The organism is Bacillus basilensis (assembly GCF_050630465.1).
Classification (GTDB): Bacteria; Bacillota; Bacilli; order Bacillales; family Bacillaceae_G; genus Bacillus_A; species Bacillus_A basilensis.
In genome coordinates, this window is record NZ_JBNTQO010000006.1 from 192,988 (window position 1) to 218,288 (window position 25,301).

Here is a 25,301-nt window from a genome sequence, read left to right on the forward strand (position 1 = left end):
TTTATTTTCAGAAAAAAAGTCGCCATATGGCGACTTTTAATAAACAATTTCTAAATCTAATCCTGGATAATTTTGTTGGCGGAACGCTTCATAAATTAAAATAGCTGCTGTATTAGATAAATTTAATGAGCGCACTTTATCAGTCATTGGAATACGTAAACAATGATCGAAGTTTTCTTCGATTACATTAGCTGGTAAGCCGTTTGTTTCTCTTCCAAATACAAAATAGTAATCCTTCTCACGTTTACTATAATCAAACGCTGTATGAGCTTTCTCGCCATACTTTGTTAAATAGAAGAATTCACCGTCTTTATTTTTCTCATAAAACTCTTCAATTGAATCATAATACGTAATTTTCACGTGCTGCCAATAATCTAATCCTGCACGCTTTAACATTTTATCATCCGTTGAAAATCCAAGCGGTCTAATCAAATGTAATTCTGTTCCAGTTGCTGCACAAGTACGAGCAATATTCCCTGTATTTGCTGGAATTTCTGGTTGATATAAAACAACATGTACTCCCACGCGATATTCACCTCTGTTTTTTGTCTACTACGTATTATACCACTTGAGCGAAAAATCTCTACCCATTAATAATATGAAAGAATTTATATTTCATTTGTGGTGTATATTTACTAGAATCTTCATAGTTCCAATAACGCCGGCGGCTATTTGCTGAATGTGCATTTACAAGTGGCATACCATCTGCGTCTTTCGCTACTACAATTGTCGTATGATTCCACCTACCATCATCCTCAAAATCATAAGCGATGACATCACCAAGAATAAGGTCCTCTGGTCTTTCTACTGCTTCTGCTCGAAGCCCTGTTGTAGCACCTGACAAATACCAATAAAAAGAGTGTGCGACAGCCCAGCTCCAACTCCACTGATTCTCCCTTTGCCACCATCCTTTACGAATATTAGGATATCCATTCATTGGTACTTCTCCAGTATGAAGACATTGAGAAATAAAATTCGTACAATTATCCGGGAAATTACGATATACAGGGTTTCGATCATCCCACCAACGTTCCGCATATTTAACTGCCTCTAAACGGTTATACTGATAAGAACCGTACTTCTCTTTTATAATTTCCCTTTCTAATGTCTCACTCATTCCAACTGCTTCTGGCACTTCAATAGCATAATCACCTATTACCCGGCTATTATTTAAACAAACTCTTCGTTTTAATTGTTCCTCTTCGATATAAAATAATTCTTTATGCTTAATTAAATATTTAAAGTGTATTTGATAATCAACTTCTTGATGATTGCTATTATTTAATTGTCTTATGAAAGAAACGTCCGCAGTTGCTTTCACTATATGTGCATTACGCTTTTGAAACAATTGCTTCTTTCTCTGTGCTATTTGTAATAAATCTTCAGCAATACCATCTACATTTGTTCGTTTCTCTGTTATATATGATAAAAATTGTTGTACCTGCTTTTCAATATTTATTTTTACAACCATTTCGTCTCCCCCCCATATTACAATATGAAAAAGGGAGATATTATCTACTCTTTTTTCTGTGCTAACAATTCAAGTCCGCGATTCATTTCATGAAGAACCTCTTCGTCTTTCTCACGTTGCATCGCTTTTTCAATAGCTTCGCCCACGCCGTCTCCACCAATTTTCCCAAGTGCCCACGCTGCTGTTCCGCGAAGTACTGGTCTTGGATCATCTTTCATAACACCTATTAAATCAGGAATTGCTGATGCTTCTTTAAAATGTGCAAGTGCCAAAATCGCATTTCGTTGCAACGGCTTTTTACCTCTCCATGAACCAGACATAATTCCATATTTCTCTTTAAAATCACGATTACTAATTGTTAAAAGTGGTGTTAATAACGGCTTAACTAACTCAGGATCTGGTTCCATCTCAGGATGATTATGAAAATCCATTCCTTTATTTTTTGGACAAACTGTCTGACATGTATCACATCCATAAATACGATTTCCTATTTTGTCGCGATATTCTTCCGGTAGGAATCCTTTCGTCTGTGTTAAAAATGCAATACATTTCTTCGAATCTAACTGTCCTCCTTGTATTAAAGCACCTGTAGGACAAATATCAATACATTTTGTACAGCCCCCGCATTGATCTTCAATCGGTTGGTCTGGTGGGAATGGAACGTTTGTAATCATTTCTCCTAAATATACATACGAACCAAATTCAGGTGTAATAATAGCGCAATTCTTACCGCTCCAACCAATACCGGCACGCTCCGAAACAGCTCGATCACTTAATTCACCCGTATCAACCATTGACTTAACTTCTATATCGGGAAGTTTTTCAATTAAATATGCTTCTAATTTTTGCAAACGATCTCGTAAAACAAGATGATAATCTTGTCCCCAAGAAGCACGACAAAAAATCCCGCGGCGTTCTCCACGCTTACTTAATGGTGCATTTTTTAATTTTGAAGGATACGCTAATGCAATCGCAATAATTGATTTCGCACCAGGCAATAGCAGCTGTGGGTTCGTTCTCTTTTCTATATCAGGCTCTTCAAATCCAGATTGATAATTTAATTGTTGCTGCTGGATTAAACGCTGCTTTAATTCTTCAAATGGTGAAGCACTAGCAAAGCCTATTTTATCTATACCAATTGTTTTACTATACGCAATGACATCTTGCTTTAATTGTTCAAAATTCATTCCTAATCGCCTCCTCAGATGAATCCATCCCTTATGTAACAATCTATTGGTTAGCAATTCACTTTTGGAATACTATTCTTTACTTCTATTTTCGCATACAATCACGCTTTTCAAACATTAAAAAACGCAATGCCTCGTTTATCTCGGAAACGAAACACTGCGTTGATCACAATTTATAGAAAAACATTAAATAAAATTTGGAGCGGGTGAAGAGAATCGAACTCTCGACCAGAGCTTGGAAGGCTCTTGTTTTACCACTAAACTACACCCGCAAATATGAAATACATATAAGATATTAGAATAACTTATGTAAAGTAGTATAGCATGTAAAAAAATCGGAAGCAAGAATTTTATCGAAAAAAGTCGAAAAAGTGATGAGTATCTCATCACTTTTTCAATTCTTTATCAATTGCCTTCTTCATACTATCGAAATCAGGATTTGCAAGATTTCCATTTATATATACTGAAGGAGCGCCTTGTACTTTTAATTTTTGAGCACGATCTGAATCTTTACGTACTTTTTCTTTCATTTCTTTACTATGTAAATCTTTTTTAAATTGCTCTACATCAACTTTCGGAAGCTTTTCTTTCACAATGTTAAGAAGTAATTCTTCTGTAATCCATTCTTCCGTGTCTTTCTTTTGACTTTGATAAATCTCATCATAGAAAATCCAGAATGAATCTTTATCTTGCTTATAAATTGCTTCACCAGCTGCTGCACCTAAATCAGAGTCTTTTCCGATAAATGGGAAGTTAATAAAATATAACTGCACTTTACCTTTATCTATATACTCTTCTTTTAATCGTGGTAATACTGTTACATCCCAAGTACGACAAGCAGGACATTTGAAGTCTCCAAATTCAACTACCTTAACCGGAGCATCATCTTTCCCTAAAGATTGTTGTGTGGAATAAGCAAACATCTCATTCCCTTTATCTTTTTTGTCATTTATGATGCTATACGCAATCGTTCCGATTACAATCAATACTGCAATGGAAAAAACTATACCAAGAGCCATGAGTTTGTTCGATGATTTCATATACATTCCTCTTTAAATTCATATTCTGTATACAGCATTGTACACAATACACATAATATCAATACTTACATATATCACGCAATGAACACGCTCACATAAATTACAAAAATACAACATTTGTGACGATATTGTGTCACAATTTGTCACAAATTATTCAAAAAAAGAAGTTCCTATATAGGAACTTCCCTTAGCTTACTGCTTTTTCACGTGCATTATTTAACATCGACTGCTCTGTTTTTATATCATGACGGATTACTAATTTCTCACTAACTGCTTGCACATACTCATCATGATTGATATAGCCTTCTTTCTCCATTAACCTCAAAACTACATTCCGTCTCTCAACTGCTTTATCGTAATTTTGTGCAGGTGAGTAATAAGCTGGTGCCTTTACTACAGCAGCCATCATTGCACTTTCAGCCAACGTTAATTGGCTCACCTTTTTACCAAAGTAAAGGTTTGCTGCCTTTTCAATTCCCCATGCTCCTTCTCCGTAATAAATATTACTTACATACAATTTTAAAATTTCATCCTTCGTAAATGTGCGTTCAATTTTTTTCGTGTAAAAAATTTCTTTCCACTTACGAGAAAATGTACGTTCATTCGTTAAAAAAGCATTTTTGGATAATTGCTGTGTAATTGTGCTTCCTCCTTGCACAACACCACCAGCTTTTATATTCTCAACAGACGCCCTGATAATCGCTATATAATCTAAACCGTTATGATGATAAAACCTTTTATCTTCTGTTGCAATGAATGCATGTGTTAACGATTCTGGCACCTCTAACTTAGCCGGTACATGTAATTTACTAATATCACTCTGCTCGATCATTACATTTCCAATGAATAATAACGTAAAACTTAACAATAATAATAAAATAATGGCTTTATAAAAAAATTTAGTCATTGGATTTAATGCAACTTTTTGATGATAGTTCACCCTAGATAATACTCGTTCTTTCATCTTAAACACCTCTTTTCCACACAGCGTATAACTCTTACTTTAAGAATACCTTGTTGCAAAAAAATATCCCATCGATTTCTCTTACACGTACCTTACATCATTGTAAGGTATAAAAAAGTATTGTATCACAGTCTTTTTTTATCTACTATTCATCTGAAATATCGAATATAGATTATGCTAACGCCCAAATAACAGAGTATACTTTAAGGCTATTATACTTCCCTATTAAAACACCTTATGTTCACTTTATACTTTCATTATATCATCTACAAATATATATACTTTTGAGTATCTAGTAATCTAAATGTATATAATACATCATATATTATACAGAACAAACGTTCTAAAAATCAATACTGCCACTATTATTATTTTGACCTTTTTCTTAAACAGTATACAAAAAAGAGTAGTAATTTGATTGTATCTCAAATCGGCTACTCTTTTCTTTACAATCTTCCTATTAAGTTATATGGCTGCACTTCCCACGTTTCATACGGAATAAAATGTGTTGCTCTCATCGCATCAAGCGTTCTGGATTTCATATGAGGACGCGTTATATACTCATCTATGTTCTCTTCATTTAAAACAACAAATTTAGCCTCTTGTATTTCTTCAGGCTGAATTTTTATTTCACCGCTCACATATGCCACTTTAAAAACGACAGATAAAATATGCATAGAAGCATTATAATAAACCCCTGTAATACCGATAGGCTTCACCGTTAATCCTGTTTCCTCTTTTATTTCCCTACAAACAGCTTGATCGAGCGCTTCCCCTTCTTCTACCTGTCCTCCAGGTATTTCCCACGTATCAGCTCGCCAGTGTACCTTTACTAATAACACCTCATTTTTTTCATTGGTTAAATAGCCTGCTACTGCAACGATATGCTTTGGTGTTTTATGTTCCATATTACGCCTCCTAGCAATAATGAAAATTTCACATATCCCTATAAGCATATTCCCCTGTCTACAACAAAATACCTTTACTAACTCAGCACCTTAATTAACCTCATAAAAAAAGCCCTTATTCGTTAAACGAACAGAGGCTTCTATCGTATTATTCTCCTAAGTCTACGTTGTGGTAAACTTGTTGCACATCTTCTAAATCTTCTAATGCATCAACCATTTTCTCAAATTGTACTTGAGCATCTTCAGGAAGTGTTACATCACTTTGTGCAAGCATTGTTAATTCTGCAACTGTAAATTCCTCAACGCCAGCACCTTTAAGTGCAGATTGTACTGAATGGAATTGATCTGGTTCAGCATACACAATAACAGCATCTTCTTCTTCTAGAATGTCACGTGCATCTACATCTGCTTCCATTAAAATTTCAAGAACTTCATCTGATGTTTTACCTTCAAGGCCGATAACAGCTGTCGCATCAAACATGTAAGCTACAGAGCCGTTTACACCCATGTTACCACTGTTTTTGCTAAAGGCAGCTCGTACATCTGCTGCAGTACGGTTTACGTTATTTGTAAGTGTATCTACAATAACCATAGCTCCATTTGGCCCAAATCCTTCATAACGAAGCTCATCATAATTTTCCTCTGAACCGCCTTTTGCTTTTTCCACTGCACGATCAATAATTGTTCTTGGTACATTATATGTTTTCGCACGCTCTAATACGACTCTTAACGCTTGGTTTGATTCTGGATCTGGCTCGCCTTGTTTTGCTGCCACATAAATTTCACGTCCAAATTTCGCGTATATACGGCTTGTATTTGCATCTTTTGATGCTTTTTTATCTTTAATATTATTCCATTTACGACCCATACTTTCCACTCTCTTTCCCGTTTTAAATCTACATAAAAATATTAATATAAAATATAATGTGTATTCAACACATTTTTAAAAGAAATATAAAAAGTTCATTTTTGATTCATATTACAGACATAATATAAATCACTATCATTTGGTTCTTTCAACAAGTTATATTATACATGAATTCCTACGTTTATTACGAATTTTAGAATCACATAACATAATTTAGCAAAGAAGACTCTAACATCGCCAATACCGATGAACCGACACCCCCGAAGGAACACGATTTTGAGTCTTTTTAGGTGAATTTTATATAGTTATATAAATTGCTCCCCTTAAAATCCTTTATTTTAAGCATTTTAAAATCTTTGAGCTTCTTTAAACATGATAAATTAAAATGAAACGGAGCCAAAATGGAATCACAATAAATAACTGATACTTTTTATTTTCATTTCTCTCCCTTAATTAAGTTTATCCTATTTCATTTCTTATTTTTTCTTATTTTATTATCTCTCGCTAAACAATAAGATAAAGGGATAATTTCCCATAACGTCCCCCTAATTACTTTCTGTTGCTGTATAATTAAAATAGAAATTTTTTTGGAATCCACAAATTTGAAAGAAGGATGGGAGAGAGTTATTATGACACATTCAAATGAGAAAAAAGCACATGGTCTTAAAGGGATAGGAGAAAAACTAAACCCAACTATCTATCAAGTGAGATTCATGGAATTAGATGAACCAATTCAATTTGAGTCGTTTCCTGAATTAAAGGAATTAGGGGACTGGTTGAGTACTTCAACGCAAATGTGGTCGTGTCACTCAACTATGTACAAGTACAACAGAGAAGAATTTGAAAAGAAGTTTTTAGAAATTACAAAATTACCAGCTGATCATGTGCTAATATCTACTGGTGGTGTCGGATTTAACTTCATGTCACCAGGTTGGAGCAATTCTTTATAAAGGGATAAAAACGACTGTTAGTTTTTATCCTTTTAGTGTTTCACAGTTTACTCCAACTGTATAGTATGTGCTTTGATCGAGAAAAATTTTATACTTATCTTTTGAAAAGTAAATAAGGTGGATCAATTTTTAACGTTCAGTCGTTCAAATAAACGCTTCATTTTATTGTGTGAGGTCTTAAATTTCAAAGTTGGCAACCAGTATAAAATAAATTCAATGCTTCTTCATCAATGGTTACCATCTTCTGTTAATAATGTTCTACGTTTACTCACTTTTTGTGCTTATTTTGTCGTGTGAAGAAAATACAAAAAACTCTACACAATTAGTGTAGAGCCTTGATGTTACGCCGTTCATGATACCGATGGTCGGGGTCGAACCGACACTCCCGAAGGAACACGATTTTGAGTCGTGCGCGTCTGCCAATTCCGCCACATCGGCACAAAAGAAAAGGCGGCAACCGGATTTGAACCGGTGATAAAGGTTTTGCAGACCTCTGCCTTACCACTTGGCTATGCCGCCATATTAAATTTCATTGGAGCGGAAGACGGGATTCGAACCCGCGACCCCAACCTTGGCAAGGTTGTATTCTACCACTGAACTACTTCCGCAAAAATGGCTGGGCTAGCTGGATTCGAACCAGCGCATGACGGAGTCAAAGTCCGTTGCCTTACCGCTTGGCTATAGCCCATCGAATTCTTACTTAATTATATGTAAGTATCAATTAGATTATTTATAATTTTAAAAATAAAAATGGGGCGACTGATGGGAATCGAACCCACGAATGCCGGAGCCACAATCCGGTGCGTTAACCACTTCGCCACAACCGCCATGTTGTGTAAATATATTTGGCAGGGGCAGTAGGAATCGAACCCACACTGGAGGTTTTGGAGACCTCAGTTCTACCTTTAAACTATGCCCCTATGTAAATGGTGGAGGGGGGCAGATTCGAACTGCCGAACCCGAAGGAGCGGATTTACAGTCCGCCGCGTTTAGCCACTTCGCTACCCCTCCGAAACTTACATGGTGCCGGCTAGAGGACTTGAACCCCCAACCTACTGATTACAAGTCAGTTGCTCTACCAATTGAGCTAAGCCGGCGTATTTTATTAAAGTAAATGGTGGCTCGGGACGGAATCGAACCGCCGACACGAGGATTTTCAGTCCTCTGCTCTACCGACTGAGCTACCGAGCCTTATTAAAATGGCGGTCCCGACCGGGGTCGAACCGGCGATCTCCTGCGTGACAGGCAGGCATGTTAACCACTACACCACGGGACCATTTGGTTGCGGGGACAGGATTTGAACCTGCGACCTTCGGGTTATGAGCCCGACGAGCTACCGTGCTGCTCCACCCCGCGATAATATTATTCATATAGTTTATATGGTGGAGGATGACGGGATCGAACCGCCGACCCCCTGCTTGTAAGGCAGGTGCTCTCCCAGCTGAGCTAATCCTCCGAAGTGGTGACCCGTACGGGATTCGAACCCGTGTTACCGCCGTGAAAGGGCGGTGTCTTAACCACTTGACCAACGGGCCAATATGTATGGCAGAGAAGAAGGGATTCGAACCCTCGCACCGCGTTCGCGATCTACTCCCTTAGCAGGGGAGCCCCTTGAGCCACTTGGGTACTTCTCTGTATGGCTCCGCAGGTAGGACTCGAACCTACGACCGATCGGTTAACAGCCGATAGCTCTACCACTGAGCTACTGCGGAATAATGAAGACAATTTGTATCTTATAAAATTTCTCATTGTAAGTCAAGATGTTTTTTCACAACATCTTGTACAAACGTGACATGTTTATAATATACTGGATTGCGTTTTCACTGTCAAGATATTTTCTTTATCAGAATTAGTTTTCCTTTACACTTTCCGCAGACATATCTTTTTGTATTAATTTGACGTCTTCTTACATATTGAAGCAAACACTCCATACATTCATACATATAAATCTTTTTTCCCTTCTCTTCATTCATCATTCGTTTACAAAAACGGGGGGCACCGACTTCTTTTAACAGTTCGCGAAAATCCCTATCTCGGTGCTTATATCCTCTTCCTGTAATATGCAAGTGATAATGACAAAGTTCATGTTTAACGATCCCGACTAATTCTTCTTCCCCATACATTTCGTAATATCGATAATTCAGTTCAATATTGTGACTCTTCAATAGATAACGTCCACCAGTTGTACGCAGCCTACTATTGAACATAGCTTTATGTAAAAATGGCATTCCGAAGTATTGTATCGATACTTCTTCCACCAACCGCTGTATTTCTTGCTCATCCATTTTCATTCCTCCTAAACAAAAAAATATTTTTACACTTTTCTCCTCTCTTATACATATATTAAATAGTACATATACCCATCCTCATTCAAGAAGCGTGGTTTCTAAAAACATAGCATGAATAGAAATCCACTCACCAACCTCTCATCAATAGTACCTTATATTTATGAGAGTAGGATTAAACAAGGAGGGATTCCTATGCCTACGTGGCTAAAAAAACAAATGCAACGCGCATATTTTGAAAAAAACCGGTATCAAATTAAATTACTAAATGAATGCTGGTTTTATTATAGCAAAATACATCAAAGCTCATAATCCATTACACTTTCTATTCCATAAAAAAAGAGCAGTTTTATCTGCTCTCTTCTCTTATTATTCAATCGGCAACATGGATAATGCGACACGACCTTTTTTCGTATCAATATCATCTACCCATACCTTTACAATTTGTCCGACAGATACAATATCTAACGGATGCTTCACATACTGTGTGCTTAATTTAGAAATATGCACTAAACCATCTTGCTTTACACCAACATCAACAAAAGCACCAAAATCAACAACGTTACGAACCGTTCCTTCCAGCTCCATACCACGTTTTAAATCTTCTAATTTCAAAATTCCTTTTTTCAGAAGTGGTTTAGGCAACTCATCCCTCATGTCTCGCTCTGGACTAATGAGTGCATCTATAATATCAACCAATGTCGGTTCCCCAATTCCCGTTTCTTGGGACAACTTAGAAATCTCTACTTCTTCTAAACTCTTTTGTAACTGAGGTTGTCCTACGTCATCTTTTGATAGTCCTAGACTCTTCAATAACAATTCAACATTTTTATATTGTTCTGGATGAATACCCGTTCGGTCTAACGGATTTGTCCCTTCTAATATACGTAAGAAACCTACGCATTGCTCATATGTCTTCGCACCTAGACGCGGTATTTTCTTTAAGTCTGTTCGTTTTGTAAATTTCCCTTCTTCTTCACGCTTTGCCACAATATTTTTCGCAACAGTTTTCGATAAACCCGAAACATATTGCAACAACGCAACTGAAGCCGTATTTACATTCACACCGACTTGGTTAACTGCCGTCTCTACTACAAATGTTAATGATTCATTCAATCTCTTTTGAGATACATCGTGTTGGTATTGTCCAACCCCAACTGATTTAGGGTCAATTTTCACAAGTTCAGCAAGTGGATCTTGCAGACGTCTCCCAATAGAAACAGCACTTCTTTCTTCAACCTGTAAATTCGGAAATTCCTCACGAGCTAAATCGGAAGCTGAATATACACTCGCACCAGCTTCGTTCACAATAATATAGAAGACTTCTCGTTTCACATTTTGTAATACATCAACTATAAATTCTTCCGTTTCTCTAGAAGCTGTACCATTCCCAATTGCAATCATTTCAACTTGATATTTATCTATAATAGAAAGAACTTTCGTTTTTGCATCTTCATATTTACGAACTGGTGGATGCGGATAAATAACATCAATATATAGAACTTTCCCCGTATCATCTACAACAGATAATTTACAACCCGTTCTATATGCAGGGTCTACAGCTAGCACTACTTTCCCTTTCATTGGAGGTTGTAATAATAAGTTACGCAAGTTCTCAGAGAAAATATGTATCGCTTGTTCCTCAGCTGTTTCTGTTAATTCTTTTCGGATTTCTCTTTCAATCGAGGATTGAATTAATCGCTTATAGCCATCTTCAATCGCTAACTGTACATAATGTGCACTTTTAGAATCGTTATCACGAATGACCTTCTTATATAAGAAAGTTACTATCTCATCTACTGGCGGAACAACAGAAACTCTCAATATATCTTCTTTCTCACCACGATTCATCGCTAATACACGATGCGGCACTACTTTCTGTAAAGGCTCTTCATAGCTGTAATACATTTCATATATATTCTTTTCATCTTTCTCTTTATCTTTTACAGATGAAGACATAATTCCTTTTCGGAAAGTTGTATTGCGAATCCAACTACGATATGCCGCTTCATCCGAAACAATTTCTGCAATAATGTCTTGGGCACCTTGTAATGCTTCTTCTGCAGATTGCACTTCTTTCTCTGCATTAATAAACTCCATTGCCTTCTGATTTGGATCTTCTTTCTTATATAACAATAACCATTCAGCTAATGGCTCTAATCCTTTTTCTTTTGCAATCGTTGCTTTCGTTCTTCTCTTCTCTTTATATGGACGATATAAATCTTCTACTTCTTGCAACTTTGTAGCTTTCACAATTTGCTGACGTAATTCTCCTGTCAGTTTTCCCTTCTCATCAATAAGACGAAGAACCTCTTCTTTCCTATCTTCAAGCTGCATCATATATTGCCATCTCTCTAAAATTGTACGAATTTGCACTTCATCTAAAGAGCCTGTCCATTCTTTTCGGTAACGAGCAATAAATGGAACTGTGTTACCTTCTTCTGTTAATTGAATAACATGACGAACTTGCTTTTCGGTAAAGCCTAATTCCTTCACTAACATTTTCATTAACGCTTGTCGATTATCTACCATTTCCATATACAACCGTAACCTCCTCTATAATAAAAAAAAGTTGCCCTGCAAGGAGAGCAACTTAAACTGCCGATTTAAAAATCTATTAGTCCTAAACTAATTTGTAGCGCTTCATCTACACGAATCATCATCACTTCATCTAAGTGAGTGATTTTGTCCGTTAAGCGCTGCTTATCGATTGTTCGAATCTGCTCAAGTAAAATAACAGAATCTCTCTCAAAACCGTACTTTTTCGCATCAATTTCCACATGAGTGGGTAATTTCGCTTTTTGAATCTGTGCAGTAATAGCCGCTACAATCACCGTTGGACTAAAACGATTTCCGATGTCATTTTGAATGACAAGAACCGGACGAACGCCTCCTTGCTCAGAACCAACAACTGGGGAAAGGTCTGCAAAATACACGTCGCCGCGTTTTACAATCAAAATATTACCCCCCGCTAACTAAGCGTTCTACTGTATGAGCTGCTTCATACTCTGCTAAGAAAGCTTCAGATGCAATACCAAGATTAATTTTTCCCATTTCAATGTACCCACGTCGCATTGATTCATGTTGGTAGCGTTTCTTCGTCTTATGTTGACGCAATAACAGTTGTGTTGCCTGGCAAATTAGTTCATGGCGATTCTTATTCTCTTGTTTTCCAATTCCGTCCAATTCCGTTACCATTTGCTTTGGCAACCGAACCACGATTTCAGTAGTTACACTTGATTCGGACACAAAAATACACCTCCACCGTCAACTACACACCCAAATATATATATGACACCTATTGTAATAATACCATTGTATGGAGCCTGTTGCAAAGACTTCCTTATTCCTTGCTTATGTTTTCCAATTCACAAACAAAACATTCATATTCTTTTATTTTTTATCTCATCACAAACAAGAAACGGAAGAGTTTCTTAGCAAAATTCACGTTAAATTATGTTAAAAGTAATGATAAGTAAAAAGCTTCTCGTCAAAAAATGAACTTATTCTTAACCAATGAACAGTCCTCACAAATGAAAAGAAGCAGATCATACTACCTTCTATATATTGTTCAAATAATTGATTACTTCTACAACCTTACCGTGCCGTATAAATATTCTCGGCACCCGGAAGCTTATCGTTGCAATAATTTCATAATTAATAGTCCCGGAATATTCAGCAACCTCAGTAGCACTGATATACTCATCACCTTGTCTTCCAATGAGTGTAACTTTCGTACCAAGCGGCACTTCACAAGGAAGGTGTATCATGAATTGATCCATTGTTACTCGACCTACAATCGGTACCCTTTTACCATTTACAAGCACTTCAAATCCTTGTAATCTTCTAAGCCATCCATCTGCATATCCAATTGCAACGGTTGCAATCCATTCTTCGGTTTTCGTTCGGTACGTGACGTTATAACTAATCCCATCCCCTTTAATCACCTGTTTAATATGAGCAACCTTCGTATGCAGTGATAACGCCGGTTCTAATTTAAACGGTAAAAAGGGGCGTATTTCTACAGACGGGGATAACCCATACATCGCAATGCCAATTCGTACTGCATTAAATGTAATCCCTTGAAAGCGTAGCGTTGCAGCACTATTAGCTGTATGGACAAACTTAGGATCCACTCCGAATTCTTTCAACCAACTTAACTGCTGCAAAAACGTGTTATATTGCTTATCAAAATAAGAAGTCTCCACCTCATCTGCTGTTGCAAAATGTGTATAAACTCCTTCTAATTCTAAGAATGGTGCACCTTCTAAGCTCTTTAAAAATCCTTTTAATTCTTTGCGTTCGCGTATTCCAATTCTCCCCATACCACTATCGAAATTAATATGGTATTTCATCGTAGACGAACCATCCCAAAGTTTGATTGCTTCTTCCACCCATTCTTTTTGATAAACAGTTAACGCTACATCATTTTCAGCAGCTACATTGACATCACGAGGCGGAGAAGGACCTAATACTAAAATTGGCACAGTAATACCAGCCCTTCGAAGCACTAAAGCTTCATCTAAAAAGGCAACCGCTAACCTTGTCGCCCCTGCTTCTAATGCCGTTTTAGCTACAGGTACATAATCGTGTCCATATGCATTAGCCTTAACTACAGCAAAAATCTCTACATCACTTGGAATGAAATTTTTAATGTGTGTAATATTGTTATAGATCGCATCTAAATCCACTTCCACCCAAGTGTCACGGTAAAATGGTGCTTCTTCCATAAATACACTTCCTTATACACGATATGCGAAGCTTATTCTTTTATATGCTTCTTTTATGAAATCCACCCTTCAAACTAAGAAAAGACGTGGTGCACATATATCACCACGTCTAAGAAGTTTACTTCACCTGCTTCTCTGTAACTGAACGAGCAACCATTAATAGCTCCTTCGGCTCTAAACCTTTAGACACGAGCATATATTCTACTCCGTTATGCGACCACGTTAAAGAGTCTTTCGTCAACGCTCCAATCGTGAATCCAAGATCAACCAATTCTCCACTTACACTGATAGCTGACGACGCCTCTGCAACTTTTGCCTTTTCTTGTATTAAAGTAAAGGATTTCTTACTTCCAGTGTATGTGAGTATCGCACGCTTGCCACTGTCTGTCTTCAACTCTTTTTCGTCTTTCAAAGTCATACCTTGCGGCGTATCACGTGGATACAAAATAGCAAATGGTTTGTCTTCTTTTGCCGTTGTTTGAACATCTACTTGCGCTCTAGACATATTTTGTTTCGTATCAAATGCACCTTTATCAAATTTCGCATCGAATTTCACTTTAGAGAAGTCTACCTTCACAAGAACATTTTGATCATTATCCATTAACTTCACGGAAACTGGTGTTAAATCACTTTTCTTCAATGTAATCTCTTGTCTTGGCAACATGTTTTGATGCTGATAGTTTGTTTTTGTTTTAAAAATATAATACTTATCTGTTTTTGCAAAAGTAAGGTTTTTCTTATCTTGCAAAATATCTCTCACAAGGGATTCATATAAATAAGCCTGGCTACTATTTTGCGGCCAATCACTTTGGAAACGGAAACTCTTATTAAGCGCTGGCGTTAATACAAATACACCTTCTTCATTTCTTAAAATAATTTGGCTCTGATCCTTTTTCGCATTCTGCAAATTCACACGATAAAAAGAAGGTTCCTTATGCCATATTTCTACCTTATACTCCTGAGGCTCATTCCCTGTTTTAATAGATAATTTTGCTTCAGCTTGATAACTTTTCATCCCTTTTACTTTCGCCTCTAAATCTCTCACAACATCATCTTGTTTCTTTTCCATACAACCGCCCAACACAAAAACGGTTAATAAACCGACAAGAACTAAAAACAGACGCCTTTTCATCACTTCAGCCCCTTTGCCCCTATAAATGAATGGAAGATGTGCCTTCCTTATCGCTACCTCAAATATATGAGACAAAGGTATAAAATATGCAGACTAGCGTGACGAGCTTTCTAAAACAACTTGAGCAACAGCAAATTCCTTACTATGACTAATTGATAAATGAACAATATGCTCTGTACTTGTAATAAGGATCGGTTTACCTCTATCATCATTTTTTACCTCGATATCTAAAAAACTCACTTCTTTCCCAATGCCAGTTCCTACTGCCTTTGAATACGCCTCTTTCGCTGCAAATCTTCCAGCTACAAACTCTGTAAGGCGACTTCCCTTCAGCTCCTTAGCGACATTCCGCTCACTTTCAGTTAAAATACGTTCCATAAATTTTAGCTTTCCATCTAGCATTTTTTCAATTCGATTTAATTCAATAATATCGATTCCAATCCCTACAATCATTTCAAACTCCCCTTCTTCTATTTAGCTTTCTTTTTTCATATTGTAAGAATAACAGAGAATCTTTCTGATGCAAAAGGAGTGATACTCACCCATGCTAATACCATCTGCCCGCATTTCCTTACAACCAATTGTCATCGCTTTACTTCTTATACAATTAATCATGATTATGTTAGCCGATTTTTTCCTCTTTCCTATGGCAGCCTATAATGAATATATCGCTAAAGGAGAATGGTGGCGTCTCATAACTTCTCTGCTTGTACATGTAGACTTACAACATTTTCTTGCTAATAGTATTTGTTTATTCGTGCTTGGCTCTTCTATTGAAAAACAACTTGGGCACTTTTCTTTCATCATTATTTTTTTTCTTTCTGGTATTCTCGGAAATATTTCTACTTATCTTATTATGCCTCTTGAATATATTCATGCCGGGGCATCTGGCAGTATTTTCGGATTGCTAGGTGCACAATTATTTCTATTGTATAGTCGTTATCGTTCTTCCAATCCGAGAGACATTGCTATTTTTTCAATCATGATATGTATATTACTACTATTCACTTTCTTCAATCCCTCTGCTAATCCTATCAGCCATTTAACAGGATTGATCATTGGTGGTATTTGCACCCCTTTATTAACAAAAAAACTCGATGGTGCAGAGCTTATTTAATATAGAAGCTCGCACCATCGACAATTTCCACACCTGTTTGTTTACTTAAATCTCTCATGAGTTGAAATAAAGACTCATCTTTCTTCTTCGCCTCAATCATACAATCAATTTGCGGAACACTTCCCTCTATCCTTTTTAAAAAAGATAAAAAAGTATCCACATCAATAAAGTCTGCATGTGCTCTCGGGTCTTTTCCCTCTCTAGGACTAGAAATGTGCATTTTCACCGGTAACAAAGACGATTCCCACGTATGTACAACACGCGCCCAATTTTCATGCCAATCTTCTTGATTATTATTCATCATGTGGTGATGCAAATCAAACACGACTGGAATATCTAACTTCTCACCTAAATACAATGTTTCTTCTAAAGAAAAGGTCGTGTCATCATTTTCTAATATGACCATCTCTTGAATACCTCTCGGAACACTCGACCAATTTTCTATAAAACGTTCTAATGCAAGTTCCTTATCTTTATAACCTCCACCCACATGTAATACACACCTCTGTTTATGTTCAATCCCCATACCTTTTAATAATTTTTTATGCATCTGCAATGTCTTTACGGATTGTTTAAAAATACTCTCTTCAGGTGAATTCAGTACGACAAAATGATCTGGATGGAAATCAATTCGCATGTTCATACGAATTGCGTATTCACCTAGCACTTTTAAATTTTCTTTCAATGGACGAATGTAGTTCCAATCTAACAACTCCTCATGATTTGCTAAAGGAATCAACTTGGAACTAAGTCGAAAGAACGATATGTCATGTCCTTTATTATGCTTTAATAGTCGTAAACAGTTTTCCAAATTCGAATTAGCAATTCTTTCAAGTTTACGAATCGCTGCTTCCCGATCATCTATTTTTTGAAACTGCGCGTACGTCATCGTTTGAGATGGAGACGCATTCTTTAAATGTACACTCATCGCGACATACCCAAGTCTTACAAGCATGTAACACCTCTTTTCTACACAAGTTATTATGTAGTATGTACAATTAGAGAAATAAAAAAAGAGAATGCCGGCAAAGGGCATTCTCTTTTTTTATTAAGCTTGCGGACGGCTATGATGTTTTCTTTCCCCGCGTCCATTTGAAGATCCAGGGCGACCTTGACCTTCACCTTTACGACCACGGCTACCGCCATCACGATTACGATCACGGTTACCATCACGATTGCGATCACGATCACGGTTACGGCCATCTCCACCGCCGCGTCCATCACGATTACGATCACGGTTACGGCCATCGCCACCACCGCGTCCATCACGACTACGATTACGGTTACCATCACGGTATCCGCCTCCGTTGCCGCCGCGTTTTTTAGAACCGCCACCTCTTGAAACAACTGGTGGTTCTGATGTTAAAGCGATTGGAGTTGTATCCGGCTCTTTTGTCATCATTTTTAAAGCAGCAGCTACTACTGTTACAGAATCATTCTCTTCTAACATTTCTTCTGCAATACGCTTGTAGTATGCTAAGTTCTCATTTTGGATTGTGCTTTGAAGCTTTTCAGCGATTAAACGTTGTTGACCTTCTAATGCCTCGTCAAGTGTCGGTGCTTCCATACGGTCAACTTTACGTTTTGTTGTACGCTCGATATTTTTTAATTGTCCTGATTCACGTGGTGTTACAAATAACATTGCAATACCTTTTTTACCTGCACGGCCAGTACGACCGATACGGTGAACGTATGATTCTGGATCTTGTGGGATATCGAAGTTGTATACGTGTGTTACGCCTGAAATATCAAGACCACGTGCAGCAACGTCTGTTGCAACAAGAACTTCAATAGCACCTTCTTTAAATTTACGTAATACAGACATACGTTTCGCCTGTGTTAAGTCACCATGAATACCTTCTGCTGCATAACCACGTAAATTTAATGCTTCTGATAATTCATCAACACGACGCTTTGTACGACCGAATACGATTGCAAGCTCTGGAGATTGAATATCTAGTAAGCGTGTTAACACGTCAAACTTTTTCTTTTCTTGCACTTCTAAATAGAACTGCTGAATGTTTGGCATTGTTACTTCTTTTGCTTTTACTTTAATGTGTTGAGGCTCAGTCATGAAACGCTCAGCAATACGACGGATTGGATCTGGCATTGTCGCTGAGAATAATAATGTTTGATGTGTTTCTGGCACATCTGTTAAAATCGCTTCAATATCTTCAATGAAGCCCATGTTTAACATTTCATCCGCTTCATCAAGAACAACAGTCTCAACGTTTTGTAAACGAAGTGTTTTACGGTTAATATGATCTAAAATACGACCCGGCGTACCAACAATAATGTGTGGGTGTTTTTTTAGAGCACGAATTTGGCGGTTAATATCTTGACCACCATAAATTGGTAGAATACGAACACGTTTATGTTTACCAATTTTGTATAGCTCTTCTCCAACCTGAATTGCTAATTCACGCGTTGGCGCGATAACAATACCTTGAACTGCTTCTTTATTTGTATCCACTTTATCTAATAGCGGTAATCCGAATGCTGCTGTTTTCCCTGTACCTGTTTGTGCTTGCCCAATAATATCTTTACCTTGCAATGCATGTGGAATTGTTTCAGCTTGAATCGGCGTAGCCTCTTCAAAGCCCATGCTTTCAACAGATTGCAGTAAAGACTCACTTAATCCTAATTCTCGAAATGTTGTCAATGTTACTTCTCCTTTTCTATCCTATACTTATCATTTAAAAAAAGGCGTTTTCCGAATTTGCGGAAAAGCCCTTTTCCTGAATGCTCACGTATATAAACGGGCGTATATTCTTCGCGAAAATACTTCTAAACGTTATTACACTTTATCAATTATAAGTTTTGTATGTGTAAAAAGCAAACCCAACTGTTACCTTATTTTCATATTCAGAGTTTTTTTCTTCACTTTTATTTTTTTATATTTACTGTAAGCGCTTATTATAAGTTTCTTCTATTTTCGTGGCTATCATCCCTGTTTATATACACCAATTATTTCAACATCGTAATTACTTCTTCTAATTTCATACCACGAGATGCTTTTACTAATACAACATCTTTCGCATCGACTACTGTTTGCAACTCTTTTACTAACTCTTCTTTATTATCATACGCCTTTACACGTTCATTAGGGAAATTAATTTTCGCTCCTTCAGCAATTTGAGCCCCTAATTTACCACATGTGAATACGTATGAAACCTTTGCTGGATCGATTAATTTACCTACTTCATAATGAAACTGTACTTCTTGATCTCCAAGCTCTAACATATCACCTAGCACGACAATTTTTTTAGCAAATCCATCTAAACCATTCATTAGGTGGAATGCTGCTTCCATGGCTGTCGGACTTGCATTGTAAGCATCATTGATAATTGTTAATCCACTATCTGTTTTTACAATTTCCATACGCATGCCTGTCATTTGAAGTGTGACTAAACCTTGTTTCATTTCTTCCCACGTTACACCAAAATGTTTCGCAATTGCCATTGAAGCAAGTGTGTTATACACATTATGTTTTCCTAACACTGGTAAGTAGAATGAAGTATTTTCGTCTCTATTCATCTTAAAATGGGTCCCGGTCGCCTGTAATGTTACAGTTGTTGGATAATAATCATTTGCTCTAGCATCACCAAACGTAACTGTTTCAGCTATTAAATTCATTTCAGGAACACGATTTGTCAATAATGGCTCATCTCCGTTATATACGAATACTCCACCTTCTTGTAATCCTGTCACAATTTCTAATTTTGCTTCAGCAATCGCCTCGCGAGAGCCTAAGTCCATTAAGTGTGCCTCACCAATGTTTGTAATGATAGCTGCATTTGGACGAGCTAACTTAGATAAGAATTCAATTTCCCCTCGGCTTGACATACCCATTTCTAATACAGCTACTTCTGTATTTTCTTCTAAGTTTAAAATAGTAAGAGGTAACCCGATATGGTTATTGAAGTTTCCTTCTGTTTTTTGAACTTTGAATTTAGTTGCAAGAAGACTTGTTACAATATCTTTTGTAGATGTTTTACCGTTACTACCTGTCACACCAACAACTTTAACATCCAATTGATCGCGATAGCTTTTCGCTAACAATTGTAATGCCGATAGCGTGTCTTCTACAAGAATAACTGGAAGATTCTCAGGTGGATTTGCTACATCTTTCATCCACAATGTAGCAACAGCTCCATTTTCAACAGCTTTATCTACAAAAGCATGTCCATCGAAACGTTCACCTTGAATCGGAACATATAGGTTTCCTTTTTCGATTTTTCTTGTATCAATAGACACTCCTTGTATAGTAATTCCCTCATATCGCTCTGCTAATCCCGTACCATTTACCATCTGTTCTACTTGTTTTAACGTTCGATTTATCATAAAAACACTCCTTACATAGAGGAAGCACTATTCCTGCGAATAGTGCCTCCTCCTTTTTTGTTAGATTGTATATTTAATTTTTTGTTTTTCTTCGTGACGCTCAATTGCTAAACCGATTAGCTCTTCAATTAATTCCGGATACGGTAATCCAGTATGTTGCCATAGTAGAGGGAACATACTAAACGGCGTAAATCCTGGCATTGTATTTACTTCGTTAATGTATACTTCTCCATCTTTCGTTAAGAAGAAATCAGCTCGTGTTAATCCAGCACCATCTAACGATTGGAACGCAATAATCGCATCTCGCTTAATAACATTAGACTCTTCTTCTGTCATTTCAGCTGGAATAATTAACGCTGTATCGCCATCAATATATTTCGACTTATAATCATAGAAGTCTTTTTTCGGTACGATTTCACCTACAACTGAACATTTCGGTTCATCATTACCTAGTACACCCACTTCTACTTCACGTCCAACAATATTCTCTTCTACAATAATTTTACGGTCAAATTGGAATGCCTCTTCAAATGCATTCTCAAGCTCTTCACGATTTTTACACTTATTAATACCAACACTTGAACCAAGGTTTGCTGGTTTTACGAAGCAAGGATATCCTAATACTTCTTCTACTTTTTCATATGCTGTTTCACGATCTTTTTCCCATGCGCTACGAATGAATGATGCATATTTTGCTTGTTTCAATCCAGCCTCTGCAAAGATGTTTTTCATAACAACTTTATCCATACCTGCAGCAGATGCTAGAACACCATTTCCTACATAAGGAATGTTCATTAATTCTAATAATCCTTGAACCGTTCCATCTTCACCATTCGGTCCATGCAGTAATGGGAATATAACGTCGATAGCATTTTTCTCAGAAGCTGCAGATGGAATAATTTCTGTACTTAATGATAACGGAGAAATCGCATTTTCTGCACCGCTCATTTTTAGAACTTCAACATCTGTTACTTCACCTTCAATACGCTCACCGCGTACCCATTGACCTTGTTCTGTAATATAAATTGGATGAATCTCGAATTTATCTTGATTTAATGCTTTAATAGCAGCAAGAGCCGTTTGTAGCGAAACTTGATGCTCAGCTGATTTTCCACCGTATAATAAACCTAATTTAATTTTTGTCACTGAAATCACCCTAACCAATTGTTTTCATTTTTCTATTTTAGCACTTTTTATAAAAATAGGTAGTTCCTATTTGAAATAAAATGTAACTTCCACAAATAATTAAATGACACCACTTATTGGTTTTCTATACTTTTTCCACTTATCTTTTTTCATAAATATATAAAATTGCAACCCAATTTAGTTCTGTACCTAAAATATGTAGAAATCCCCTTTTCGTGTATATCATCTACTCGTTAAGAAGATCGTTTGGTTAATGTGCTTTTTTGCCTTTGTTCAACGAGACGATCTAAAGAAACATATACAACACCTGCAATTACACATCCTACAGCTAAAATTGTAAAGAGAAGGTGCCCAAGTAATCGATCTAGCAAAAAACCTCCAAGAAGTGGACCGAATGCACTTCCTGTAATCCACTGTAAACTTGCAGCTCCCATATAAGTCCCTCTCAAATGCTCAGGGGCCAAATTCGCTACAAACGTCATCTGTACAGGCGACATGATCATCTCACCTAGTGTATATATGGCATAAACGAACATTAATGTAATTAAAATAACTGTAGCATTTATATCGAATTCTCCAAACCACTTCGGTAACCATCCTATAAAGAATAAACCAATCCCGAACAAACATGCACCATATAACATCGTCTTTCCGACAGGTTTATCTGTGGCCCATTTTGAAATTTGAAATTGGAACAACACAACTAATAGTCCATTTAAAGCCATTAAATATGGATATGGATTGTTAGTTCCAAAAATACCTTTCATTTCATTATCAAAGTGCAGTGGTAACATACCTTCTGTTTGAGAAAATCCCATCGAAATAATGATACCCGCTAATAAATAAATCATTAGCGCCTTATCTCGCAATACAATTTTCCACACTGCTCCTGATTCCTTTTCTTTATTCTCTTCGTTATTCGTGCTCTTCGGCATTGTCTCTTGAATAAGAATGAATACTAGTAATGCATAAAACAACATCGTAGAAGAAGCAATAATAAACACAAGGTTCTTCGACAACACAACTACTGAAGCGCCCATTATCGGGCCAATTGCAGCACCTATATTGTGCCCCATTCGTAATAAACCATATGCTTCAGTTCTTTTTTCTGGCGTTGTTACATCCGCAACCATTGCTGATGCAGCTGGATGAAATAAAGAATTACTTAATCCTAAAAAAATAGATAAAATCGCATATGGAATAAATCCTTCTATAAATAGAAAACCGAGCATTAATAACGCATTACTCGCCATCGAAAATATCATAATTGGCTTTCTTCCATATTTATCAGCAATTCTTCCTCCTATAATTGCTCCAAAGCTTGCAGCAATTGGAGAAAGCGCCATAATCACTCCGACCTGCAATAACGAATCTACCTTATCTTTTAAATATAATGCAAAAAAAGGCATCAACATCATCATCGCAATTCCATTTAACGTCTCTCCAATAAATCGAATCCATACGTTACGGTCCATCTCCCTTAACTCACGCCACGTATTTTTCATCATTTCACCCCTTTCGTTTGCCAACAATTATCTTATAACTAATTCAGAAAAATGTAAATTTTCAAATAAAAAAATCCATTCTAACAGAATTAGAATGGATTTTCCTACTTATAGATTTGCTGCATCTTCTTCTTCTTTACTATTATTTAAAGCACTATGTTTACTGCTATATAAAAAGTAAACCGCAATACCAATAACCATCCATATCCCAAAACTAATCCAAGCAGTTCCGGATAATTGAAGCATTAAGTATAAACAAAAAATTACTGTTAACGCTGGTAAAAATGGTACAAGCGGCGCCTTAAATGCCCTCGGTAAGTCCGGATGAGTTCTTCTCATTACAATTACAGCAACAGCTACGAGTGCAAATGCTGACAATGTCCCCATATTTACAAGATGTGCTAATACATTTAAATCTATTAATCCTGAAATCAGTGCCGCAATAATTCCCGTTGTCCACGTATTTAAAAATGGTGTTTTAAATTTCGGGTGAACTTTAGCAAGACGTTTCGGCAATAATCCATCTCTACTCATTGCATACGAAACACGTACTTGCCCATACATCATAACTAGCATTACAGTTGTAATTCCTGTAATTGCTCCTACTGAAATTACTCCCGCTAAACCATCTTGTCCAATAAATTGAAGTGCAAAAGCAACTGGATCTGATATATTTAGCTGTCCGTATGGAACAATTCCTGTCAAAATAAGCGAAACGACAATATAAAGAACCGTACAAATTAATAAAGATGCAATAATGCCAATTGGTAAATCACGTTGTGGGCGTTTCACTTCTTCTGCTGCCGTCGAAACTGCATCAAACCCTATGAAGGCAAAGAACACTGTAGCAGCTCCAGCCATTACACCATCTAAACCAAACGGCATAAAAGGCGTCCAGTTTTCAGGTTTCACATAATTAAAACCAGCGAAGATAAAAATAAGAACAACCGCTATTTTAATAAATACCATAATATTATTTACACGTGCACTTTCTCGAACACCTCTAGATAAAAGAACAGTCATCACTAAAATAATTAGAACCGCAGGTAAGTCAATTATTCCACCCTTTCCTGTACCAGGGGCCGAGGAGAGAATGGTAGGAATATGGATTCCAAATCCCTTTAATAACGATTGGAAATAAGCGGACCAACCATTTGCCACAGCTGAGGTAGCAAGTAAATACTCAAGCATTAAGTCCCATCCAATTAAAAATGCGAATACTTCTCCCATCGTCGCATATGTGTACGTATACACACTGCCTGAGACAGGAACTGAAGAAGCGAATTCAGCATAACAAAATGCAGCAAAGGCACAGGCTAACGCGGCTATCGCAAATGATAATATAATAGCTGGTCCAGAATGTTTCGCCGCTACCACGCCCGTTAGAACAAAAATACCCGTTCCAACAATTGCCCCGATTCCAAGCATCGTTAAATCTAGCGCGCCCAATGTTCTTGCTAACGTCTTTTGTTTACTCTCTTGCATTAACTTTGCAAGAGGCTTCTTTTGAAAAATTTGCTTCATAGCATGCTCCTCCAAGTTTTAAATTTTCTGAAAATTTTTAATTCGCTTTTTCATTTTACTCATAGTACTTTTCACAGTCAATACTTTTGTCGAAATAAGTAGAAATTCTTATGAATACGCGCTATCTTTA

23 protein-coding genes and 16 tRNA genes are annotated in these 25,301 nt (G+C 36.9%); 3 read left to right on the plus strand and 36 right to left on the minus strand.

Annotated features, from left to right (window positions below):
- Positions 1-36: 36 nt before the first annotated feature.
- The 8 genes from trmL to ACQVV1_RS15045 all read right to left on the minus strand — a co-directional run bounded on the left by trmL (position 37) and on the right by ACQVV1_RS15045 (position 6,438).
- A complete protein-coding gene (gene trmL, locus ACQVV1_RS15010) occupies positions 37-525 on the minus strand; it encodes a tRNA (uridine(34)/cytosine(34)/5-carboxymethylaminomethyluridine(34)-2'-O)-methyltransferase TrmL (protein WP_000538147.1) in 489 nt (162 codons plus the stop codon).
- A gap of 58 nt (positions 526-583) precedes the next feature.
- Positions 584-1,471 carry an amidase domain-containing protein gene (locus ACQVV1_RS15015; protein WP_275718703.1) on the minus strand — a complete coding sequence of 296 codons (888 nt, stop codon included), beginning with the start codon at positions 1,469-1,471 and terminating at the stop codon, positions 584-586.
- A 44-nt stretch (positions 1,472-1,515) separates the two neighbouring features.
- Complete coding sequence (gene queG / locus ACQVV1_RS15020; protein ID WP_242255518.1) at positions 1,516-2,658, minus strand: tRNA epoxyqueuosine(34) reductase QueG; 1,143 nt, start codon at positions 2,656-2,658, stop codon at positions 1,516-1,518.
- A 198-nt stretch (positions 2,659-2,856) separates the two neighbouring features.
- A tRNA-Gly gene (locus ACQVV1_RS15025) sits at positions 2,857-2,930 on the minus strand.
- Between the two features lie 114 nt (positions 2,931-3,044).
- Positions 3,045-3,698, minus strand: a complete 654-nt coding sequence (locus tag ACQVV1_RS15030) for a DsbA family protein (protein WP_060629453.1) — start codon at positions 3,696-3,698, stop codon at positions 3,045-3,047.
- Between the two features lie 187 nt (positions 3,699-3,885).
- Entirely contained in the window at positions 3,886-4,662 is a 777-nt protein-coding gene (locus ACQVV1_RS15035; RefSeq protein ID WP_016089400.1) for a transglycosylase domain-containing protein, read from the minus strand.
- Between the two features lie 446 nt (positions 4,663-5,108).
- Positions 5,109-5,570: an NUDIX hydrolase gene (locus tag ACQVV1_RS15040; RefSeq protein WP_242255528.1), complete on the minus strand. Its 462-nt coding sequence runs from the start codon at positions 5,568-5,570 to the stop codon at positions 5,109-5,111.
- Between the two features lie 148 nt (positions 5,571-5,718).
- Positions 5,719-6,438: a YebC/PmpR family DNA-binding transcriptional regulator gene (locus ACQVV1_RS15045; RefSeq protein WP_000532949.1), complete on the minus strand. Its 720-nt coding sequence runs from the start codon at positions 6,436-6,438 to the stop codon at positions 5,719-5,721.
- Between the two features lie 629 nt (positions 6,439-7,067).
- On the opposite strand from ACQVV1_RS15045, the gene ACQVV1_RS15050 reads away from it, so the two are divergent.
- Positions 7,068-7,388 (plus strand): DUF3884 family protein, encoded by a 321-nt coding sequence (locus ACQVV1_RS15050; RefSeq protein WP_242255530.1) that lies wholly within the window; start codon positions 7,068-7,070, stop codon positions 7,386-7,388.
- A gap of 356 nt (positions 7,389-7,744) precedes the next feature.
- Here ACQVV1_RS15050 and ACQVV1_RS15055 read toward each other — a convergent pair.
- From ACQVV1_RS15055 to ACQVV1_RS15130, 16 genes are all read right to left on the minus strand, one after another.
- Positions 7,745-7,826: transfer RNA gene (locus ACQVV1_RS15055), tRNA-Leu, on the minus strand.
- 10 nt (positions 7,827-7,836) lie between these two features.
- Positions 7,837-7,907 (minus strand) — tRNA-Cys (locus ACQVV1_RS15060).
- Positions 7,908-7,921: 14 nt separating this feature from the next.
- Positions 7,922-7,996: transfer RNA gene (locus tag ACQVV1_RS15065), tRNA-Gly, on the minus strand.
- A 5-nt stretch (positions 7,997-8,001) separates the two neighbouring features.
- A tRNA-Gln gene (locus ACQVV1_RS15070) sits at positions 8,002-8,076 on the minus strand.
- Positions 8,077-8,139: 63 nt separating this feature from the next.
- A tRNA-His gene (locus ACQVV1_RS15075) sits at positions 8,140-8,215 on the minus strand.
- 19 nt (positions 8,216-8,234) lie between these two features.
- Positions 8,235-8,308 (minus strand) — tRNA-Trp (locus ACQVV1_RS15080).
- 7 nt (positions 8,309-8,315) lie between these two features.
- Positions 8,316-8,399 (minus strand) — tRNA-Tyr (locus ACQVV1_RS15085).
- 10 nt (positions 8,400-8,409) lie between these two features.
- Positions 8,410-8,485 (minus strand) — tRNA-Thr (locus ACQVV1_RS15090).
- A gap of 18 nt (positions 8,486-8,503) precedes the next feature.
- A tRNA-Phe gene (locus ACQVV1_RS15095) sits at positions 8,504-8,579 on the minus strand.
- Between the two features lie 9 nt (positions 8,580-8,588).
- Positions 8,589-8,664, minus strand: a tRNA-Asp gene (locus ACQVV1_RS15100).
- Between the two features lie 3 nt (positions 8,665-8,667).
- Positions 8,668-8,744, minus strand: a tRNA-Met gene (locus ACQVV1_RS15105).
- 24 nt (positions 8,745-8,768) lie between these two features.
- Positions 8,769-8,844, minus strand: a tRNA-Val gene (locus ACQVV1_RS15110).
- 4 nt (positions 8,845-8,848) lie between these two features.
- A tRNA-Glu gene (locus ACQVV1_RS15115) sits at positions 8,849-8,923 on the minus strand.
- An 8-nt stretch (positions 8,924-8,931) separates the two neighbouring features.
- Positions 8,932-9,022 (minus strand) — tRNA-Ser (locus tag ACQVV1_RS15120).
- Between the two features lie 3 nt (positions 9,023-9,025).
- Positions 9,026-9,100: transfer RNA gene (locus ACQVV1_RS15125), tRNA-Asn, on the minus strand.
- Between the two features lie 114 nt (positions 9,101-9,214).
- Positions 9,215-9,673, minus strand: coding sequence for a SprT family protein (locus ACQVV1_RS15130; RefSeq protein WP_063224374.1), 459 nt, complete (start codon positions 9,671-9,673; stop codon positions 9,215-9,217).
- A gap of 195 nt (positions 9,674-9,868) precedes the next feature.
- On the opposite strand from ACQVV1_RS15130, the gene cmpA reads away from it, so the two are divergent.
- Positions 9,869-9,985, plus strand: a complete 117-nt coding sequence (gene cmpA / locus ACQVV1_RS15135) for a cortex morphogenetic protein CmpA (RefSeq protein WP_001143642.1) — start codon at positions 9,869-9,871, stop codon at positions 9,983-9,985.
- Between the two features lie 57 nt (positions 9,986-10,042).
- Here the strand turns inward: cmpA and ACQVV1_RS15140 are convergent, their stop codons facing one another.
- From ACQVV1_RS15140 to acpS, 6 genes are all read right to left on the minus strand, one after another.
- Positions 10,043-12,211, minus strand: a complete 2,169-nt coding sequence (locus ACQVV1_RS15140; RefSeq protein WP_242256762.1) for a Tex family protein — start codon at positions 12,209-12,211, stop codon at positions 10,043-10,045.
- A 68-nt stretch (positions 12,212-12,279) separates the two neighbouring features.
- Positions 12,280-12,630: a type II toxin-antitoxin system endoribonuclease NdoA gene (ndoA, locus tag ACQVV1_RS15145; protein WP_000635963.1), complete on the minus strand. Its 351-nt coding sequence runs from the start codon at positions 12,628-12,630 to the stop codon at positions 12,280-12,282.
- Between the two features lie 4 nt (positions 12,631-12,634).
- Entirely contained in the window at positions 12,635-12,922 is a 288-nt protein-coding gene (locus ACQVV1_RS15150) for an antitoxin EndoAI (RefSeq protein ID WP_000004570.1), read from the minus strand.
- A gap of 311 nt (positions 12,923-13,233) precedes the next feature.
- Positions 13,234-14,403 carry an alanine racemase gene (gene alr / locus ACQVV1_RS15155; protein WP_063224376.1) on the minus strand — a complete coding sequence of 390 codons (1,170 nt, stop codon included), beginning with the start codon at positions 14,401-14,403 and terminating at the stop codon, positions 13,234-13,236.
- Between the two features lie 118 nt (positions 14,404-14,521).
- Entirely contained in the window at positions 14,522-15,535 is a 1,014-nt protein-coding gene (locus tag ACQVV1_RS15160; protein ID WP_489752940.1) for a LolA family protein, read from the minus strand.
- A gap of 93 nt (positions 15,536-15,628) precedes the next feature.
- Positions 15,629-15,988, minus strand: coding sequence for a holo-ACP synthase (gene acpS / locus ACQVV1_RS15165; protein WP_147808043.1), 360 nt, complete (start codon positions 15,986-15,988; stop codon positions 15,629-15,631).
- A gap of 91 nt (positions 15,989-16,079) precedes the next feature.
- On the opposite strand from acpS, the gene ACQVV1_RS15170 reads away from it, so the two are divergent.
- Positions 16,080-16,652, plus strand: coding sequence for a rhomboid family intramembrane serine protease (locus ACQVV1_RS15170; protein ID WP_242256765.1), 573 nt, complete (start codon positions 16,080-16,082; stop codon positions 16,650-16,652).
- Here ACQVV1_RS15170 and uvsE read toward each other — a convergent pair.
- The 6 genes from uvsE to bcaP all read right to left on the minus strand — a co-directional run bounded on the left by uvsE (position 16,645) and on the right by bcaP (position 25,171).
- A complete protein-coding gene (uvsE, locus tag ACQVV1_RS15175) occupies positions 16,645-17,607 on the minus strand; it encodes a UV DNA damage repair endonuclease UvsE (RefSeq protein ID WP_242256766.1) in 963 nt (320 codons plus the stop codon). The two genes, ACQVV1_RS15170 and uvsE, sit on opposite strands and share 8 nt — an antisense overlap.
- Before the next feature lie 93 nt (positions 17,608-17,700).
- Positions 17,701-19,314: a degradosome RNA helicase CshA gene (gene cshA, locus ACQVV1_RS15180; protein WP_242256768.1), complete on the minus strand. Its 1,614-nt coding sequence runs from the start codon at positions 19,312-19,314 to the stop codon at positions 17,701-17,703.
- Between the two features lie 305 nt (positions 19,315-19,619).
- Entirely contained in the window at positions 19,620-20,996 is a 1,377-nt protein-coding gene (murF, locus tag ACQVV1_RS15185; protein ID WP_431169048.1) for a UDP-N-acetylmuramoyl-tripeptide--D-alanyl-D-alanine ligase, read from the minus strand.
- A gap of 60 nt (positions 20,997-21,056) precedes the next feature.
- Entirely contained in the window at positions 21,057-22,142 is a 1,086-nt protein-coding gene (locus tag ACQVV1_RS15190; protein ID WP_431169049.1) for a D-alanine--D-alanine ligase, read from the minus strand.
- Positions 22,143-22,375: 233 nt separating this feature from the next.
- Positions 22,376-23,647 carry an MDR family MFS transporter gene (locus ACQVV1_RS15195; protein ID WP_242256771.1) on the minus strand — a complete coding sequence of 424 codons (1,272 nt, stop codon included), beginning with the start codon at positions 23,645-23,647 and terminating at the stop codon, positions 22,376-22,378.
- A gap of 108 nt (positions 23,648-23,755) precedes the next feature.
- On the minus strand, positions 23,756-25,171 hold the full coding sequence (gene bcaP, locus ACQVV1_RS15200; RefSeq protein ID WP_309259615.1) for a branched-chain amino acid transporter BcaP: 1,416 nt from the start codon (positions 25,169-25,171) through the stop codon (positions 23,756-23,758).
- Positions 25,172-25,301 lie beyond the last annotated feature (130 nt).

Excerpts from the sequence above, each read along its gene's own strand:
- ACQVV1_RS15195 (WP_242256771.1), bottom strand. The coding sequence starts at position 23,647 with ATGAAAAATACGTGGCGTGAGTTAAGGGAGATGGACCGTAACGTATGG.
- murF (WP_431169048.1), bottom strand. The coding sequence starts at position 20,996 with ATGATAAATCGAACGTTAAAACAAGTAGAACAGATGGTAAATGGTACG.
- ACQVV1_RS15140 (WP_242256762.1), bottom strand. The coding sequence starts at position 12,211 with ATGGAAATGGTAGATAATCGACAAGCGTTAATGAAAATGTTAGTGAAG.
- ACQVV1_RS15130 (WP_063224374.1), bottom strand. The coding sequence starts at position 9,673 with ATGGATGAGCAAGAAATACAGCGGTTGGTGGAAGAAGTATCGATACAA.
- ACQVV1_RS15015 (WP_275718703.1), bottom strand. The coding sequence starts at position 1,471 with ATGGTTGTAAAAATAAATATTGAAAAGCAGGTACAACAATTTTTATCA.
- ACQVV1_RS15045 (WP_000532949.1), bottom strand. The coding sequence starts at position 6,438 with ATGGGTCGTAAATGGAATAATATTAAAGATAAAAAAGCATCAAAAGAT.
- ACQVV1_RS15035 (WP_016089400.1), bottom strand. The coding sequence starts at position 4,662 with ATGAAAGAACGAGTATTATCTAGGGTGAACTATCATCAAAAAGTTGCA.
- ACQVV1_RS15170 (WP_242256765.1), top strand. The coding sequence starts at position 16,080 with ATGCTAATACCATCTGCCCGCATTTCCTTACAACCAATTGTCATCGCT.
- ACQVV1_RS15040 (WP_242255528.1), bottom strand. The coding sequence starts at position 5,570 with ATGGAACATAAAACACCAAAGCATATCGTTGCAGTAGCAGGCTATTTA.
- uvsE (WP_242256766.1), bottom strand. The coding sequence starts at position 17,607 with ATGCTTGTAAGACTTGGGTATGTCGCGATGAGTGTACATTTAAAGAAT.
- queG (WP_242255518.1), bottom strand. The coding sequence starts at position 2,658 with ATGAATTTTGAACAATTAAAGCAAGATGTCATTGCGTATAGTAAAACA.
- cmpA (WP_001143642.1), top strand. The coding sequence starts at position 9,869 with ATGCCTACGTGGCTAAAAAAACAAATGCAACGCGCATATTTTGAAAAA.
- ACQVV1_RS15160 (WP_489752940.1), bottom strand. The coding sequence starts at position 15,535 with ATGAAAAGGCGTCTGTTTTTAGTTCTTGTCGGTTTATTAACCGTTTTT.
- ACQVV1_RS15050 (WP_242255530.1), top strand. The coding sequence starts at position 7,068 with ATGACACATTCAAATGAGAAAAAAGCACATGGTCTTAAAGGGATAGGA.
- ACQVV1_RS15030 (WP_060629453.1), bottom strand. The coding sequence starts at position 3,698 with ATGAAATCATCGAACAAACTCATGGCTCTTGGTATAGTTTTTTCCATT.
- alr (WP_063224376.1), bottom strand. The coding sequence starts at position 14,403 with ATGGAAGAAGCACCATTTTACCGTGACACTTGGGTGGAAGTGGATTTA.
- bcaP (WP_309259615.1), bottom strand. The coding sequence starts at position 25,171 with ATGAAGCAAATTTTTCAAAAGAAGCCTCTTGCAAAGTTAATGCAAGAG.
- acpS (WP_147808043.1), bottom strand. The coding sequence starts at position 15,988 with ATGATTGTAGGGATTGGAATCGATATTATTGAATTAAATCGAATTGAA.